Source organism: Aeribacillus sp. FSL K6-8210, from assembly GCF_037963925.1.
Classification (GTDB): Bacteria; Bacillota; Bacilli; order Bacillales; family Aeribacillaceae; genus Aeribacillus; species Aeribacillus composti.
Window position 1 is genome coordinate 618,957 of record NZ_CP150172.1, and the last position, 17,177, is coordinate 636,133.

At 39.2% G+C, this 17,177-nt stretch carries 15 protein-coding genes; 10 read left to right on the forward strand and 5 right to left on the reverse strand.

The window, feature by feature from the left end:
- Positions 1-288: 288 nt before the first annotated feature.
- Positions 289-1,281 carry an acryloyl-CoA reductase gene (locus tag NSQ41_RS03140; RefSeq protein ID WP_339210987.1) on the reverse strand — a complete coding sequence of 331 codons (993 nt, stop codon included), beginning with the start codon at positions 1,279-1,281 and terminating at the stop codon, positions 289-291.
- 131 nt (positions 1,282-1,412) lie between these two features.
- On the opposite strand from NSQ41_RS03140, the gene NSQ41_RS03145 reads away from it, so the two are divergent.
- The 4 genes from NSQ41_RS03145 to NSQ41_RS03160 all read left to right on the forward strand — a co-directional run bounded on the left by NSQ41_RS03145 (position 1,413) and on the right by NSQ41_RS03160 (position 5,431).
- Entirely contained in the window at positions 1,413-2,000 is a 588-nt protein-coding gene (locus NSQ41_RS03145; protein WP_063389282.1) for a TetR/AcrR family transcriptional regulator, read from the forward strand.
- A gap of 255 nt (positions 2,001-2,255) precedes the next feature.
- Positions 2,256-3,002, forward strand: coding sequence for a YkgJ family cysteine cluster protein (locus tag NSQ41_RS03150; protein WP_339210989.1), 747 nt, complete (start codon positions 2,256-2,258; stop codon positions 3,000-3,002).
- Positions 3,003-3,316: 314 nt separating this feature from the next.
- A complete protein-coding gene (locus NSQ41_RS03155) occupies positions 3,317-3,922 on the forward strand; it encodes a TetR family transcriptional regulator (RefSeq protein ID WP_082830392.1) in 606 nt (201 codons plus the stop codon).
- A 627-nt stretch (positions 3,923-4,549) separates the two neighbouring features.
- The gene (locus NSQ41_RS03160; RefSeq protein WP_066246834.1) at positions 4,550-5,431 is read left to right on the forward strand and encodes a LysM peptidoglycan-binding domain-containing protein; all 882 of its coding nucleotides are present in this window, start codon (positions 4,550-4,552) and stop codon (positions 5,429-5,431) included.
- 150 nt (positions 5,432-5,581) lie between these two features.
- On the opposite strand, the gene NSQ41_RS03165 is transcribed toward NSQ41_RS03160, so the two are convergent.
- Both NSQ41_RS03165 and NSQ41_RS03170 read right to left on the reverse strand, forming a co-directional pair.
- On the reverse strand, positions 5,582-5,929 hold the full coding sequence (locus NSQ41_RS03165; protein ID WP_327856578.1) for a hypothetical protein: 348 nt from the start codon (positions 5,927-5,929) through the stop codon (positions 5,582-5,584).
- Positions 5,930-6,347: 418 nt separating this feature from the next.
- Entirely contained in the window at positions 6,348-6,986 is a 639-nt protein-coding gene (locus tag NSQ41_RS03170) for a Bax inhibitor-1/YccA family protein (RefSeq protein ID WP_063389276.1), read from the reverse strand.
- A 261-nt stretch (positions 6,987-7,247) separates the two neighbouring features.
- Between NSQ41_RS03170 and NSQ41_RS03175 the strand changes: the two genes are divergently transcribed.
- From NSQ41_RS03175 to NSQ41_RS03185, 3 genes are read left to right on the forward strand one after another with little or no spacing between them, the layout of a single operon-like run.
- Positions 7,248-7,958: an iron-containing alcohol dehydrogenase gene (locus NSQ41_RS03175; RefSeq protein ID WP_339195660.1), complete on the forward strand. Its 711-nt coding sequence runs from the start codon at positions 7,248-7,250 to the stop codon at positions 7,956-7,958.
- A gap of 20 nt (positions 7,959-7,978) precedes the next feature.
- Positions 7,979-9,379, forward strand: coding sequence for a hypothetical protein (locus NSQ41_RS03180; protein WP_339211597.1), 1,401 nt, complete (start codon positions 7,979-7,981; stop codon positions 9,377-9,379).
- A complete protein-coding gene (locus NSQ41_RS03185) occupies positions 9,376-10,815 on the forward strand; it encodes an NAD-dependent succinate-semialdehyde dehydrogenase (RefSeq protein ID WP_339210990.1) in 1,440 nt (479 codons plus the stop codon). The genes NSQ41_RS03180 and NSQ41_RS03185 overlap by 4 nt, the downstream gene beginning before the upstream one ends.
- Before the next feature lie 243 nt (positions 10,816-11,058).
- Here the strand turns inward: NSQ41_RS03185 and NSQ41_RS03190 are convergent, their stop codons facing one another.
- A complete protein-coding gene (locus NSQ41_RS03190) occupies positions 11,059-11,184 on the reverse strand; it encodes a hypothetical protein (protein WP_339194261.1) in 126 nt (41 codons plus the stop codon).
- Between the two features lie 350 nt (positions 11,185-11,534).
- Positions 11,535-12,713 (reverse strand): MFS transporter, encoded by a 1,179-nt coding sequence (locus tag NSQ41_RS03195; protein WP_339210991.1) that lies wholly within the window; start codon positions 12,711-12,713, stop codon positions 11,535-11,537.
- Positions 12,714-13,317: 604 nt separating this feature from the next.
- On the opposite strand from NSQ41_RS03195, the gene NSQ41_RS03200 reads away from it, so the two are divergent.
- The 3 genes from NSQ41_RS03200 (at position 13,318) to ascB (ending at position 17,158) form a co-directional block, all read left to right on the forward strand.
- Positions 13,318-14,310 (forward strand): Gfo/Idh/MocA family oxidoreductase, encoded by a 993-nt coding sequence (locus NSQ41_RS03200; protein WP_130156686.1) that lies wholly within the window; start codon positions 13,318-13,320, stop codon positions 14,308-14,310.
- A gap of 297 nt (positions 14,311-14,607) precedes the next feature.
- Complete coding sequence (locus tag NSQ41_RS03205) at positions 14,608-15,438, forward strand: PRD domain-containing protein (RefSeq protein ID WP_063389270.1); 831 nt, start codon at positions 14,608-14,610, stop codon at positions 15,436-15,438.
- A gap of 256 nt (positions 15,439-15,694) precedes the next feature.
- Complete coding sequence (gene ascB / locus NSQ41_RS03210; protein WP_063389269.1) at positions 15,695-17,158, forward strand: 6-phospho-beta-glucosidase; 1,464 nt, start codon at positions 15,695-15,697, stop codon at positions 17,156-17,158.
- The last annotated feature ends 19 nt before the right edge of the window (positions 17,159-17,177 follow it).

A 17,177-nucleotide genomic window follows, 5' to 3' on the forward strand; every position in this document is an offset into this window, starting at 1 on the left:
TGGTTTGGTTACTTCAAAATTCTACAAATAAGGGGTGAAGTCCTTTTTTATGATTTAGAAAACCTTATGGCTCTTGGGTTGAAAAATGTGCAAAATGCTCATCTAAAAAAGCAGCGGATTAGTTGCTGGTAATGAGTTACAAACTTTTTTAAGAACTGTTGACAGACAAAAAGCTCGGCATATGCTGAGCTTTTTGTCATCAATTCACTAAAAAATTTTTTTAAATACCGATTTCCCGTTTCAAAAAGGGAACTATTTTCAATCAAAACCCAGAAAGTGCTGCGAGTATTATGAGATCTTTACAACCGTTCTGCCGCGCAGTTTGCCTTTTAGAATGTTCGATAATGCGTCAGGAAGCTGATCGAGTGTGATTTCTTGCGCAATAGATTCTAGTAATTTATCAGGTTTTAAATCAGCGGCCATTCGCTCCCAAATTTGTTTTCGCAATTCCATTTGGCAATAGACCGAATCGATGCCAAGCAGGTTGACTCCTCGCAAAATAAATGGGAAGACAGTCGTTGGAACGTCGCTGCCTCCAGTTAGCCCACTGACTGCTACAGAGCCGTTGTATTGAATTCTGCTAAGGATTGCAGCAAGGGTTTTCCCGCCTACAGGGTCAACGGCTGCTGCCCAATATTGTTTATCTAACGGACGGATCTGTTCTGGACAAACTTCTTCGCGAGAAAGGATTTCTTTTGCGCCAAGCTCGCGTAAATATTCATGTTCTGTTTCTTTGCCTGTACTTGCGACAACATGATAGTTTCGTTTTGCCAACATGGAAACTGCGATGCTTCCGACTCCACCGGTTGCTCCTGTAACGAGTACTTTTCCTTTGTCAGGAGTTAATCCATTTTCTTCTAAACGATGGACAGACAATGCCGCCGTAAATCCAGCTGTTCCTAAAGCCATAGCTTCTTTTAGTGTCAATCCTTTTGGAAGAGGGACAATCCAATCTGCAGGAATGCGGGCGTATTCGCTGTAGCCGCCGTAATGTGTCACGCCGATTTCATAGCTTGTTGCAATAACTTCGTCTCCCTCTTTAAAGCGCGGATCTTTAGAAGAAACAACAGTGCCGGCTAGATCGATACCTGGTACGAACGGATACGATTTTACAATTTTCCCATTGGGAATGGAAGCTAATCCATCTTTATAATTGACACTGGAATAAGCAACTTTTATGACGACATCTCCTTCTGGAAGGTCATTCATGGAAATGGTTTGTACTTTCACTGAAAAATCTGTCTCCGTTTTGTTCACTACTAACGCTTTGAAGTGGTCCACTCGACATCCCCCTTATTGTTTTTCATATTCTTGCTTTTACGATAACAAAATTATTCTGACCGGTCAAAATATTTTTATCGTCAAAAATTCATGTATAATAGCGTTATGACCGAAGTTCGAGGGGTGTTTTTATGAAGAAAAAAGCAGAAGAAAGGCGAGAACAAATTTTAAGGGCTGCTTTTCAAGCTGTTTCAGATAAAGGGTACGAAACGGTAACATTGCAGGATATTGCTGATTATGCAGGTGTAAGCAAAGGGGTTACGAATTATTACTTTGAAAATAAAGAGGATGTTTTTTTTAGCTTGCTGGAATGGGTGACGGATCGCATTTATCAACATGAGTATAAAGCGGTTAGTAAGCAGACTGCAGCGATAAATAAATTAGAGGCTTATATCCATTCTGTTTTTATCGATCCAAAAAAGAATAAAAAATTTTACAAAGTGTACCTTGATTTTATGGCACAAGCGAGCCGAAATCCACAATATAGGCTAATAAATCTCAAGTTTTACGAAAACTGCTGGAAAATCGGCCGCGACATTGTTGCTCTTGGTCAAAAGGAAGGAACGTTTTCAGCTGACATTGATGTCGATACAGCTTCCAAAATGATTCGCTCGATCATCGATGGATGTCTCATTCAGTGGTTAATGCTTGATGAAGATCACCTTCATGAGTTTTATAAGAAAACTTGCTATGAGCTAATTTTAAAATATTTAAAATAAGGAAAGTCTTTTGGGTATGATCTCCTGAAACTAGACATATTCCAGCGCTCAGCACCTGAATGTACTTGAGACAAACTGGGACTGTAACGAATGTTAAAATTATCGAATCATTTGTAGAAAGCGGCTGATTGGAAGCGGTTTGACGGCTAAAGGTGCATTTTGGTGGCTGAAATTTTAAAAGATGTACCTGATGGATTTTTTGCAGGCGATGATTTACGATATTGAAAAGACATTGTTGCAAGGAGTCGAAGTCTTTTGGATAATCGCTTAACCTACGAAGACATGTTGAAAATCTGTGAAACAATTAATATACATTATATTCCGGATGAGCAGCTGTTTTATGACACGATTGATCATATTTTAGAAAACCCAGAAAACGAAAGTGCTTCCGAAATTATTCTAGAAACATTTACAGCACTTTTAAAATTAATAGATTCCCAAATTAAAGAAATTGAAACAAAAGTGAATATACAACCTTCCTGTTTTAAAGGCTGTGCTTATTGTTGTTATTTTCCGATTATCACTACCCGCTTGGAAGCCAAATTAATTTTGCAATATATTCAAAGCCTGCCAGAAGAACAAAAGCAAGATATTTTTGAACATTTATTGAATTATTTCGAATCGAACAAGGAGCAACTGGAAAAAGTATGCACCATCGATTTTCATGAAGATCCTCAATTTAAATTCAAGTACATTTCTGAACAAGTGAGCTGTCCATTTTTAGATCGGTCGTCCAATACTTGCAAAGTTTACGAGGTCAGACCGACTCCGTGCCGCACCTATTTAAATTATTGCCATCCGAATGTGTGTGCGCAATCTTTAATGCCTCGGGAAACCTTCAGCTACGAATTTTTGCATGAATTTTATATGACGGCATTAAATGAGGTGCTTCAAGAGTTTTTATATGAAGATGAAGACTTAGGAATCACCTTTCCAGATGATGTATTTCATATCGATTATTTACCGAAGCTGTTAAAAGAAGAGCTGTGCAATAAGTCTTGAAAAAAAGAAGTCAGATTTTGGACAAATTCGGGCTTAAGAGAATTTTCTGCATGCTTTGGTGAAAAAATGAAATAGAATTTAGTAAATACGGTAAAAAAACAGAAGGAGCTGTCTTAGAAAGTCAAATCCCTTTTGAAAACAAAAAATCATAAACATCGATGATATATCAACGTTTCTAAAACATAAAAGGGGGCCGTCAATAAGCCGAAAAAACGACTTATTAGACAGCCCCATTCTTGAAGAAATATTTTTCTTGATTTTTTTCACACTTTCTGTGAATATAAAATAAAAATATTCATATAAACATAAAGAAGGTGATTCGATGCCCACGTAAATTTCGTGAGGAAGAAAAGGAAACGATACGTCAAACATTATTAGAAACAGCCAAAGCAATGTTTCGTCAATACGGGATACAAAAAACAACTGTTGCGGCTTTGACTGAAGCTGCTGGCATTTCACAAGGAGCGTTTTATTTATTTTTCCCCTCCAAAGAAGCGTTGTTTTATGAAGTGTTTCAAATGGAGGAACGAAAATTAAGAGAAATACTTCTAGTTGAGTGGACAGAGAAGCCGTTAACGCAAGAACGATTGGCAGTTTTGTTAGTACAAGCTGTAAAGTTGATCGAACAAGAACCGATTTTGCGCTTGATGATTGATCGAAAAGAATATGAACTTTTAATGCGGAAGTTACCGCCGGAATATGCTGACCATCATACGACAGAGGATGAAGATGCACTTGTGCCTCTTATTGAAAAATGGCAAGACGAAGGAGTTATGGTAAAAGAAAACCCACGTACAATCGTCGCGGTCATACGCAGCTTCTTTTTACAGCTTTTGTACCGCGATGAGATAGGGGAGAAGTTTGCCGAAGCGTTAGTGCTTCAAGCGAAATGGCTGGCGAAAGGATTGGTGGAGGAATGATTGAGATCAAACAATTAACCTACACATACCCAAAACAAGCGAAAACGGCATTAAAGGGATTTAACTTTGAAGTCAAGGAAGGGGAAATCGGCCTTTTGAAATAGACATGAATCTCCTAGAAAAAATGGAGGTTCATGTCTTTCGTTATTTTACCAGAGATATCCATGATGATGGCACTGAGTCGGTTGGTCTGAGCACCGTCTCCTTGTTTTTCTAGAATGGTGTATAACGATTGGTTTTCGAGATTTTATGACATATAGATCGGTTTGGATAAAGATCGACTGTCCAATCAATGTAGATCAAGAATGATAAGCTATCAATTCATGTCTGAAAATCCCTCCATATATAACACGACCAATTTATTTGAGGACTGGATGAAATAGCAGTGAAGTGAGGTTTAAGCGAAAATATGGCAAGGCTTATATTTTGCCTGAGCAATCAGAAGAGAAGGAATTATGCACTGGTGTAACAGTAACTGAATTGAAAAATTCCTAAATATTAGTATGAAATTTTACATTTTTTTCTTCTTTGAAAAGCAACTGTTATCTATTTAATATCTTTTTGCAAAGCTATTGTTACATAAAATTGCTATGATGTCGTTGTAGGGAAAAGGAGGGATTTTTCATCATGAAAAAAACAATCATTGCTTTTACAGCTGCAGTAGCGACTTCGCTTCCATTTGTAGGTCAAGCTTCTGCTGAAACATATAAGGTAAAACAAGGTGATTCTCTTTGGGAAATCTCTAAAGAATATAATGTATCAGTGGCAGATATAAAAGAATGGAACGGCTTAACGACTGAAACGATTTATCCAAATCAAGAATTAGTCGTAAGTGAAAAAATAAAATATACAATCAAATCTGGAGATACGTTAAGCAGTATTGCCGATCAATTCGGTGTGACCGTTTCGTCACTAAAATCTGCGAATAACTTAACATCCGATTTAATTTTTGCTGGTGATGTTTTAATAATTGATCAAGCAGCGAAAGAGGAACGTACAGTAGAAAAGAAAGTGAACAAACCAGTCGTACAGCAAGAAACAACGACGAATGATAAAAACACAGCATCTGCAAATAAAACCAGTACATATGCTGCGAATGAAAAGAGTTTAAAAAAAGAAGAAGCAACGTCTTCTTCACCTAAAGAGGAAAACAGCTCTAATCAAACTGTCAGCAAGCAAGAAGTTCAAGCGAGAGAAACTGCAACGAAAGCTCAAGAAGATAACGGAGCGAAAGATGCTGGCGAAACGATTACAATGGAAGCCACCGCATATTCTTTAGTAGGAAATAAAACAGCAAATGGAACTGTATTAACAAAAGACTCAAAAGTTGTATCTGTAGATCCAAGTGTTATACCGTTAGGAAGCAAAGTATATATAGAAGGATACGGGACATATACTGCTGCTGATACGGGCAGTGCAATCCGCGGCAAAAAAATTGATATCCATATGCCTACTGAACAAGATGCGATCCAATTCGGACGTAAGCAAGTAAAAGTAACAATTAAATAACTAGATAATACGGGTGCCGAAAGCTTCTTTTTGGCGCCCTTTTTATTTTTTGATTATTACGTTTTGTCAAAAAGGCTAAAGATGCAGAAACTGAAGGTGAATAGGAAAGGAAAAAATATTGCAGCGATTTTTGGAAGATGAGAACTTAAGCTATAATTGTCTAAGCTTTTTTTCATGCTTCAATGTTTTGCTGGACACGAAGTCGAGGGTTTCTTGTGCGTCTGTTAATTCAGCGCGAATCCCTTCCAATTTTTTCTCTAAGCGTGTAAAGCGTTCATCCACGTTTTTTCTAAAAGATTGCAAATCGTTTTCCAGTTTATCCATTCTTGATTCCAGCTTGTCCATTCTAGATTCCATTTTATCCATTCTAGATTCCAGTTTGTCCATTCTTGCCTCTAAGCCATCCATTCTTTTTTCAAGATGATCAAATCTTGAGTCAATGTGCTCAGAATGCTCTTTCAGCGCCTGCAAAATTGTTTTTAATGCAACGTCTTCCATACTAAAAGGGCTGCCTCCTTTCTTTTAACTATATTTTTTATTATAAAAGATTATAGGTAAAAATGTAAGTTGGAATAATTCTGGAAAATAATCAAATCAGGTATTTGTCAAAAAGAGTTGATTACAGCAAAATTCAGCTGCACGTAACCGTCAGCCGTACAGGGCAAACGCGTTTGAAGATTGCAGTGAAACGCCGGGCAAAAAGAACAAACATGCTGAAATATTAGGCTTGTTGCAAGGACAAAAAAGGAGAGCAGCAAGCAAAAGTAAAATGAAAAAAAAGGAACCGCAAAAGCTTTCCTAACGAGTGAAAAGAAGAACCGGCACTAGATGATTCTGAAATAAAAATTGCGCCGGTTCTACAAATTTTTAAATACCCGAAATTTTTGCAAGCAGCTTTCTTTTTTTTAGCTCTCCTTCAATCTTTTGAAGAAAGAATGCCAAAGATTCGTAAAATTTGAATGAACAGGTTGATGAAGTCTAAATATAGATTTAGGGCTATTAACGGCACTTCTTCTGGATGAACACCGTAATGCTTCATTCGATTAAAGTCATATAATACGTAGCCGCTGAAAATTAATACTCCTATGAAGGAAAATGCGAGCATGCCGCCTGAGTTCAACGGCCAAAAAAGATTAAGAACATAAATGATCAGAAAAGCGAGCAGGGCAGAAAATAACATTCCGCCAAGAAATGAGAAATCTCGTTTTGTTGCAGTTGCATATACAGCTAATCCAGTAAAAACAGCGGTTGTGGCGGCTAGTGCCATAATGACCGCGTGCGCGCCGATTGTTGAAACATAATGCGAGATCATTGGATAGGCTGTAATCCCTGAAATAAACGTAAAACTATATAGAAATGTATAAGAAATAGCTTTTTTTCTGCGCAAAAAGAATGCAAAAATAATCATGCCAAGTTCAATTATGGCAAGAGGCAAAAACAGTGATGGCGGCACATATATTCCCGCTGCCATTCCTAGCATGGCGATAGCCAAAGAAACGGCAAACGCCTTTAAAACACTGGGCATTTGACTTCTATTCGTAGCGTGTGTATACATACTTTCCCCCGCAAATTTGATCTTCGATATGACGGTTAATGTTTTATTCTTTTGATATAATTTACGATTAACTTTATGCAAGGATTCATTTTTTTAATTCAAGTCTTTGCAAATTCGATTTTATTTAAACAATGTTCATTTTTTTGCATCCTTTAGAAGCGGGAAGTTAGAAATCAACTATTCTACTGGACTCGACCTTTCTCAGGGCTGCCGTTAATAGCCATTCCGACAACTGCCGGAACAGGTTCCGAAGTTACGAATATTTCAATCTTGTCGGATACGAAAGAGCAGGTGAAAAAAGGAATTGTCAGTCCGTTCTTATTACCTGATGTCGCAATTGTTTCGCCGATCATGACCATTACGTGCCCTCCTAGCGTGACAGCAGCAAGCGGAGTGGATGCATTGGTTCATGCTGTGGAAGCATATATTTCAAAGTTTGCTTCTCCAATTACGGATGCACTGGCAATTGGTGCGATGAAACTTATTTCCACCCATTTACCGAAAGCGTATTCAAACCCGGAAAACATCGAATCACGTGAGGCGATGATTACAGCGAGTCTCATGGCGGGATTGGCTTTTGGTAATGCAGGTGTTGGAGCAGTGCACGCTCTCGCTTATCCTCTTGGAGGACGTTTTCATATAGCACACGGTGTAAGCAACTCCTTGCTGCTTCCATACGTCATGAAATGGAACAAAATAGCTTGTTTAGAAAGATTCCGTGATATCGCAGAAGCGTTAGGAGAAAAAGTAGATCATCTAAACGATGATCAAGCGGCTGATGCAGCGATTGAAGCGATGATCCGGATATGCCGCTATGTGGAAATTCCGCAATCTTTGCGTGAATTTAATATTCCGGAATCCGCGATTTCTGAAATGGCTGAGGAAGCTTTAAAGCAAACGCGACTTCTGCGCAATAACCCTCGAAAATTAAGCAAAAAAGATATTGAACAAATATACCGTGCTGCCTATTGATAGGAGGGAAAATCATGATCATGAAATGGAAAAATCGTCCGCACGGCGCTGAAACGCCATATATCCCTGCAGGTCCCTTTAAAATACGGCTGCCGTTTATTCATTATCGGTTTGAATGGCCCGATTATGTGCAGGGTTTGCTCATGTGTGCGGTAGACCTTGGGGCTATTACTCTTTTAGCGGATCATTTAGGGATGCCGTTTGAAGTGGCTCTCGCTGTTGTTGTATTGAATGGACTTTTATATTTACTGCATCATCTGCTTGGTGACCCGGTCATTCCAGGTTGGGTCACTCCCGCGATTCCATTGATTGTTTTGTTTGTTAAACAATTTCCTGAAGGTGAGGACCGAATATATGCACTCATTGCATTTCAGTTGACTCTTGGAATTTTATCCATCATTTTAGGAGTAACGGGACTTGCCAGCAAAGTGGTGCGTTTAGTGCCTGACGCCATTAAATCAGGTATTATACTGGGTGCCGGAATTGGAGCTGTCGTATCGATTTTTGAAGCCGGAGGAAAGTTTGAATTATTCCCGATTACGATCACAATTTGCATTGGCTTTGCGTTTTATCTAATATTCTCTAAACATTTCGAAAAATTAAAGCAAAAAAACAAAGGCTGGGCTTTGTTGGGGAATTTAGGGATTTTACCTGCTATTTTGCTAGCTGTTTTCGTAGCGCCTCTTGTTGGAGAAGCGAAATGGCCGGACATTCAATGGGGCTTCAGTAAACCAGATTTCGCCACACTTTGGGCGGAATATACGGTATTTGGCCTAGGCTTCCCTGCGTTATCGTTTTTCGTGAAGGCAGTCCCTGCTGTTTTTGCAACGTATTTAGTTGTGTTTGGAGATGTGCTGAAAACGAAAGCTCTCCTTTCTGAATCTGATGTCATACGTACGGATGAAAAAGTTGATTACAATCCGAACCGCGCCCACTTAATATTTGGTGGCCGAAACATTCTAATGAGCATGATCGGCCCTGATATTACGATGTGCGGTCCGATGTGGACTGCCATGCAAGTGGTCGTGATCGAGCGGTTTAAAAAAGGTAAAGAAGCGATGCATTCGTTTTTCGGTGGAGCAGGATCGTTCCGTTGGGGTACAAATACTGGATTATTTTTGCTGCCTATAGTAAGTTTAGTACAACCGATACTTGGAGTTGCTTTAGCTTTGACATTGTTGGTGCAAGGTTATGTAAGCGTTCGTATCGGTGTCATGCAGTCCCGCAGCCAGCGTGATCTTGGAATTGCGGGGATTGTTGGTGCAATCCTCGTCATAAAAGGAGCAACAATGGCTTTTGCTGCCGGCATCCTTTTATGCATCCTGCTGTATGGGAAAGATTTTCTGCGCGGAGAAAACGACCGCATATTTACGCACCACTCGAATGAAGAAAAAGAAAGAGAGGAGATTCAAGCAGTATGAAAGAACAACCATTGACAAAAGGGCTGTATCTTAACGGAGAATTTGTTCAGTTGGATGACAATTTTGCCGTTCAAAACCCTGCCACTTTTGAAACAGTCGGTTATGTGCCGAACGGAACCGCCAAGGAAGCAAAGCTGGCTGTCGATGCAGCTCACGAAGCTTTTAAAACTTGGTCAAAAACGACAGCCTATGAACGAGCAGAATTGCTGGAAAAATGGTATAAGCTCATAAATGATCGGCTGGAAGTGTTGGCATCCACGATGACACTTGAGCAGGGAAAACCGCTTGCCGAGGCGAAAGGGGAAATGCAATATGCTAACAGCTTTGTGAAATGGTTTGCAGAAGAAGCGAAACGGATTTATGGAGAAACGATTCCGGCATCTGTTCATTCGAAAAGAATTATCGTTCAAAAACAACCTGTTGGAGTCGTTGCTGCCATAACTCCTTGGAACTTTCCGGCGGCGATGATTACACGGAAAGTCGCCCCTGCCCTTGCAGCTGGATGCACAGTTGTCATAAAACCGGCTGAACAAACACCGCTTACAGCACTTTTATTAGCAGAATGTGCTCATGAAGCAGGTTTTCCAGCAGGTGTCATCAATGTTATAACGACTGAAAAACCAGCTGAAGTCGTTGATGTTTGGATGGAAGATTCACGCGTTAAGAAGGTTACTTTTACAGGGTCTACTCCAGTTGGAAAGCTGTTAATGAGGAAAGCAGCGGATACTGTAAAAAAAGTATCGCTTGAACTTGGAGGCTTGGCACCTTTTATCATAACAGAAGATGCAAATATTCAAGAAGCTGTAAAAGGCGTTGTGCAATCAAAATTCAGAAATGCCGGTCAAACGTGCGTATGCGCCAACCGGATTTATGTCCATGAGTCAATTAAGGAGCCGTTTTTAAAAGCATTTCATGAAGCTGTTTTAACACTGCAAGTAGGAAACGGCCTTGACGAGAAGGTAGACATTGGACCGCTTATTGACGAAAATGCAGTCAAAAAAGTTCAACATCAATTAGAAGATGCAGTCGCAAAAGGCGCAAAACTCCATGAAGGACCTTCCGTGAATATGGACAAAGGGTATTTTATGAAGCCGGTTGTAATCTCTGATGTAACAGATGATATGTTGTGCATGCAGGAAGAAACATTTGGACCATTGGCACCGGTCAGCACATATTCAGATGATGAAGAAGTTATCCAACGTGCAAACGGTACACCATTTGGTTTGGCTGCGTATGTTTACACCCAATCTCTCAAAAAGGCTGTTTGGTTTTCTGAAAATCTAGAATACGGCATTGTCGGAATCAATGACGGCCTTCCGTCTGTCGCCCAAGCACCTTTTGGCGGAATGAAAGAGAGCGGCCTTGGAAGAGAAGGAAGCCACTACGGGCTGGACGAATTCCTAGAAATTAAGTTCGTTTCTCTTCAATTAATATAATTTTGGATATCCAAAAAAGTGTGGAAAGAGGGTAAAAACACCCTCTTCCATGCTTTTAGCTACAATAGAAAAATCGGCATCTAACACTTTTTCATAAACTCATTCATTGACTAATCCATTTTAACTGACAGCCTTCCGGATTTTCTATCAGGTTTTGTTTGCTGACTTAACAATATGAATTTTAGCTATCACAATTGACAGTTTATAAGAGTTCCACATATCAATTGCTACAAGTTTTATATATCAAGCAAGATTTGAAAGAAATCGAACAATTTCATCTTGTTCGATTGTATTTTCGATGACTATTTTCATTGCTTCCACCTTGCAAATTTTGATTATTTGAAAAGCCCCTGCTTCTTTTACCTTCATTGTCACCTATTACATCTCTGCGTTAGCAACTATAAGGTGTTACGCAACGTAAAAGTCAATAGAAAAAGATGTTATTTTCTGGAACTTTTTAAAGATGAAGGTTGCCATATTTTTATTTTGAAAAGTGGCATTTTTGGAGGGATTTTACGTGAAATGGGCTGTGTAAAACAGTAGACAGTTTACAGGAATTCCATGCAATTTTCTGCTTATGACATGCTGATCCATCTCTAATTTTTATGGGAATTTGCACGATAATCCGAACACCATAAATTTTTTCTTAAAAAAACGCTCAGCTCTTCCGACAGGCTAAGCGTTTTTTTTCTGCACTAATCTATTATACTTTCTGACGGTTAAAGACGTTTCTCAGCATACCGAATAAAAGGTACGCTTGATAGCAATAAAGCCGCGATAAACAAGATGACTCCCGCCCAATGGAAATGAATCCAAAAATAGCCCCCAAATGTACCAACTAAGCTTGATCCCAAATAATAGAATAAAAGATATAAAGAAGATGCTTGAGCTTTATTCTTATCCGCCCGTTCTCCAATCCAAGCGCTGGCAATGGAATGACAGCCGAAAAAACCATATGTAAATAGTGAAATGCCGATAATTTTCACCAATACTGGCGGAAAAAGAGTCAATATGGCTCCGGAAATAGTCAAAGCGACGGCAAAAATTAGCGTGGCTGAATGGCCGTGTTCATCAGCTTTTTTGCCTAAAAATACAGAGCTGAAGCTTCCGAAAATGTAGACGATGAAAAGGAAGCCAAGCAATGATTGGCTGAATGAATAAGGAGGCTCGCTCAGTAAATAGCCGATATAATTGTATAATGTCACAAAGCTTCCCATAAATAAAAAACCCAAAAAAATGAGAGATAAAAGCGGCTTATTTTTTAAGTGTACAGTATATGCTTTTATAACAGCTTCTATATTAAACGGCTTTTTTTCGCTATTCTTTGGTGTCGGTAGAATAATAGCAAAGACGATGCTTAAAATAAGAGCTAGCGCTCCGATGGAAAATAAAGCGGTCCTCCATGAAAAAAAATCTGTCAACAAGCCAGTGATTATTCGGCCGGCCATTCCGCCGATGCTTGTTCCGCTTATATACAATCCCATCACTTTGCCAATTGCAGTTGGATGAAACTCTTCTGCTACATACGCCATAGCGAGAGAGGGGATGCCTGCTGAAGAAATTCCAAGCAGTGTTCGGAATACAACAAGCAAAGGAAAATTTGGGCTCAAAGCAATAAACATAGAGAGCATGGAAGTAAGCAGCATCGAGATGATCATGATTTTCTTTTTTCCAAGAACATCTGACAAACTAGCAGCTACCAGCATCATAAAAGCCAGTGTTCCGGTTGAAGCCGATACGGTTAAACTGGCTGATGCGGCAGAGATATGAAATTCTTTTGAGAAAACAGGCAGTAAAGGCTGTGTTGTATACAAAATGGAAAAGGTGACAAACCCGCCGAAAAAAAGAGCTATGCTGGCCTTTACATATTCTGGACTGTTCATTTTTATGTATACCAATTGGACTCGCCTCTTTCCATTATTTCCAAATATACTATATATCTAATAAGCTAAACTGTCTAATGCAACGAATGAAGTAGAGGCGAATGACAATGAACGATAATCTGTACGAAATCACTTTTAAGGGCCGACTAGTCGAAAAAAACACAAAAATTCAATCATAAACAAAAATTTAAATCTAGCAACATTCCTCTTTCAAAAACTTGCAAATGTCAAAGCCTACATTCCCTTGGCAACCGAGTGATTTGCCGTATTTGCTGCTGAAGGAATTTGAGCACCGATTCCCTTATGTGTTCACACAACCAAGGGAAAACATTTTATGCGATGGTTCCAATTGGTCGTTGGCAAAAATATAGAAAGTACAAACAAACAACTTCAAACATAAAAAGTTAGCAGGCGGACAATGTTCCGTGACAGTGGCAGCAGCGGTTTGAATTCTTGTGGAGGAATCTGCTGAAAAGTTGTATGGACGATGTGTGAAAATGTGGTAAAATATAAAAAAGCGTTTTCAAAATCAAAAAATATTAATGTAAAATCAAAAGAATTTCAAAAATAATTGACAAGATTATGTTTTTTCAAAATTGATCTGGAGGGGATTTAGAAATTGAAGAAAACTCGTTGGGGAATAATAAGCACAGCACAAATCGCTAAAAAGCAGTTGATTCCTGCGATTCAAAGATCTAAAAATGCTGTTGTGGCGGCGATAGCAAGCCGATCCGATAAAGTGATCGGGGTGGCTGATGAATTAAATATTCCGAAAGCCTATAAAAGTTATGAAGACTTGCTAAAGGATCCAGATATCGATGTTGTATACATACCGCTGCCTAACCATTTGCACAAAGAATGGATTGTGAAGGCAGCTGAAGCAGGAAAACATGTATTATGTGAAAAGCCGGCAACGCTGACAGCTGAGGAAGCGAAAGAAGCGGCAGCCGTTTGTGAAAAAAACAATGTGAAGTTTATGGAAGCGTTTATGTACCAATTTCACCCACAGCATCAAAGAGTTCGAGACATCATCGCATCAGGTGAAATTGGCGATGTGAAATTAATGAGAGCCAACTTTTCGTTTTATTTGGATCCTGCCTCGCAAAATATTCGTTTAAATTCTGATATGGGCGGCGGCAGTATTTATGATATTGGCTGCTATTGTATTCATTCGATTCGAAATATTATTCAAGCCGAACCGGCTGAAGTGAGAGTAGATGCTGAAATAGATCCTGTACATCGCGTTGATACGACGGCTGTCGGATATATGGAGCTTGACAATGGAGTCAAAGCCGTTTTTGACTGCAGTTTTCACGCGAGTTTTTCAAATGTTTATGAAGTGGTCGGAACGAAAGGTTCTATTCGCGTTCCAAGAGCCTATCGACCTGACCGCCAAGGAGGAGAAGGCTTAATCATTGTTGAAAAAGAAAATGAGCAGAGAATCGAAAGCATTGTAGCGGATCAATACGCTCTTCAAGTTGAGCATTTTTCAGATGCGGTGCTGCATGGAAAAAATCCTTCCTACACAAGCGAAAATATGATCCAAAATATGACTGTAATTGAAGCTTGCTATGAATCGATCAAACAGGGAAAAAAGATTTCGCTCAAATAAAATGACAAAACGGCGGGGCATGTGTTCTCGCCGTTATTTTTTATCATTTTGACCAATAGAAAGCGTACTGGACAGAAGTGAATTCACCTCCCCTTATCGTCGGGCTGTACCCAACGCATGATGGCGGACTCTTACTATGAAAAAAAACGAAAATCTGCTTTAGCAATCGAATTTTTGTATTGACAAATCCTAATAAATCGTAAATTCTCTTAATTAAGGACTTCTTTCATAAATAATATCGAGTGCATTTTGCAATATATAGGTATAATAGCATCAAACTAAAGGCAGGGGGTACGCGTGAAAATCGCAAAAGTGATTAATAATAACGTGATCAGCGTTATACAAGATGATCAAGAGCTGGTCATCATGGGACGAGGGATTGCCTTTAAGAAAAGACCTGGCGATGAGGTTGATGAAGACAGAATTGAAAAGATTTTTAAATTGGAAAATCAGGATATGGCCAGTAAATTCAAATCGCTATTGTACGAGGTTCCGATGGAATATGTAAAAGTAACGGAGGAAATGATACAATACGCGAAAAATAAACTTGGCAAAAAACTGAATGATATTATTTATATATCGCTGACAGACCATATTAATTTCGCCATAGAACGGCAAAAACAAGGGATAAAGATTGTGAATCCATTACTTTGGGAAATCAAGCGGATATATAAAGATGAATTTCAAATCGCTTTGGAAGCACTGAAAATGATTAAAGACAAATTGGCGATTGAACTGCCTGAAGATGAAGCCGGTTTCATTGCGATGCATTTCGTCAATGCTGAGCTGAATGAAGAAATGACGGATGTCGCCAATATGACAAAGATTATTCAAGATATACTGAATATTGTAAAATACCATTTTAAAATTGAGCTTGACGAGGATTCATTAAATTATTTCCGTTTCCTTACCCACTTGAAATTTTTCGCGCAACGGCTCATAAACAACATGCTGCTGAAGAGCGACGATGATGAATTGTATGAAATCGTAAAAAATAAGCATCCGGAAGCTTATGCCTGCACGAAAAAAATAAAAGATTATATTCAAAAGGTGCATGGCCATGAAATAACTTCGGAAGAAAAACTATATTTGACAATTCATATTGATCGAGTCGTGAATCGTAATTAAACAAAATCTCAGCTTCTCGTAAAAATTTTTAAATGAACTGTTGACAGGAAATGAAAGCGTATGCTAATTTGTAAATAACAACCGAATAGAAACCATTTCATTTAGGATTGTTACTGGTCATGCAGGCAAAACCTAAATTGTTTCGTCATTTTTATGGCGGGCAATTTAGGTTTTTTTATTTTCTTGATCGTATAAGCGCTTTACGACAGGATAAAGTTGGAAATTTTTTTAATAATAACGAGAGGGTGAATGAACAATGGGCCATTTCGAAGCGAAATTCCCGGAAAACTTTCTCTGGGGCGGCGCAACTGCTGCCAACCAATTAGAAGGTGCTTTTGATGCAGATGGAAAAGGTCTTTCTACTGCCGATATGGTGGCTTATGTACCAAAAGAAAAACGTGGTAAAAACGGACATTCATTAGATGTGACAAGTGCAGAAATCGAGGAAATCTTAAGCGGAGCAGCATCAGATAAAATTTTCCCGAAACGTTTCGGAATCGATTTTTATCATCGCTATAAGGAAGACATCGCCTTATTTGCAGAAATGGGGTTTAAAGTATTCCGTTTATCCATTTCTTGGCCGCGTATCTTCCCGAATGGGGATGAGACCGAACCAAATGAAGCAGGATTAGCCTTTTATGACAAAGTGTTTGACGAACTGGCGAAATATAATATTGAGCCGCTTGTTACACTTTCCCACTACGAAATGCCGCTCGGGCTTGTGCAAAAGTACGGCGGCTGGACGAATCGCAAGGTGATAGATTTCTTTGTTCACTACGCTGAAACCGTATTTAAACGGTATAAAAACAAGGTGAAATATTGGCTGACATTTAATGAAATCAATATGATTACTTTCAGTCCGTACACCGGCGGCGGCATTTTAACCGATCGGGTTGAAAATGTAAAACAAGCTGCCTTCCAAGGGGTACACCACCAATTTGTAGCAAGTGCACTAGCTGTTAAAGCATGCCACGAAATCATTCCGGATGCAAAAATCGGCTGTATGCTAGCTAGATTGGAAGTATATCCGGAAACATGCAACCCGGACGATGTACTTAAAGCATTAAAAGAAGATCAGCTGAACTTATTTTTCACAGATGTTCAAGTTCGCGGCGCATACCCAAGTTATATGAAACGCTATTTTGCAGAAAATAATATTCACATTGAAAAACTTCCAGGCGATGATGCCATTTTAAAACAATATACAGTGGATTTCCTTTCGTTCAGCTACTATATGACACTTGTAGCCAGCACGAAGGATGATGCTGAAGAAGTTTCAGGCAATTTAATCGGCGGTGTGAAAAACCCTTATCTTGAATCATCTGATTGGGGTTGGCAAATTGATCCGGTCGGCTTGCGGATTACGTTAAATAAATTGTATGACCGCTATCAAGTTCCTTTATTTATAGTGGAAAACGGATTAGGGGCCTACGACAAGGTTGAGGAAGACGGCAGCATCCATGACGATTACCGAATCGACTATTTGCGCAAACATATTGAGCAAATGAAAGAAGCGATTGGCGACGGTGTTGAATTAATGGGGTATACAACTTGGGGGCCTATTGACTTAGTAAGCGCATCTACCTCAGAAATGAGCAAACGGTATGGTTTTATTTATGTCGATCAAGATGACTTCGGCAACGGAACATTGAAACGCCTCCGGAAGGACAGCTTCTATTGGTATAAAAAAGTAATCGAAACGAATGGAGAAGAATTGTAAAAACGATTGCGATGTCGAA

Bases quoted from the DNA above. Each gene is read 5' to 3' on its own strand.
- NSQ41_RS03145 (WP_063389282.1), top strand. From the start codon at position 1,413: ATGAAGAAAAAAGCAGAAGAAAGGCGAGAACAAATTTTAAGGGCTGCT.
- NSQ41_RS03160 (WP_066246834.1), top strand. From the start codon at position 4,550: ATGAAAAAAACAATCATTGCTTTTACAGCTGCAGTAGCGACTTCGCTT.
- NSQ41_RS03165 (WP_327856578.1), bottom strand. From the start codon at position 5,929: ATGGAAGACGTTGCATTAAAAACAATTTTGCAGGCGCTGAAAGAGCAT.
- NSQ41_RS03170 (WP_063389276.1), bottom strand. From the start codon at position 6,986: ATGTATACACACGCTACGAATAGAAGTCAAATGCCCAGTGTTTTAAAG.
- NSQ41_RS03180 (WP_339211597.1), top strand. From the start codon at position 7,979: ATGAAATGGAAAAATCGTCCGCACGGCGCTGAAACGCCATATATCCCT.
- NSQ41_RS03185 (WP_339210990.1), top strand. From the start codon at position 9,376: ATGAAAGAACAACCATTGACAAAAGGGCTGTATCTTAACGGAGAATTT.
- NSQ41_RS03190 (WP_339194261.1), bottom strand. From the start codon at position 11,184: ATGAAGGTAAAAGAAGCAGGGGCTTTTCAAATAATCAAAATTTGCAAG.
- ascB (WP_063389269.1), top strand. From the start codon at position 15,695: ATGGGCCATTTCGAAGCGAAATTCCCGGAAAACTTTCTCTGGGGCGGC.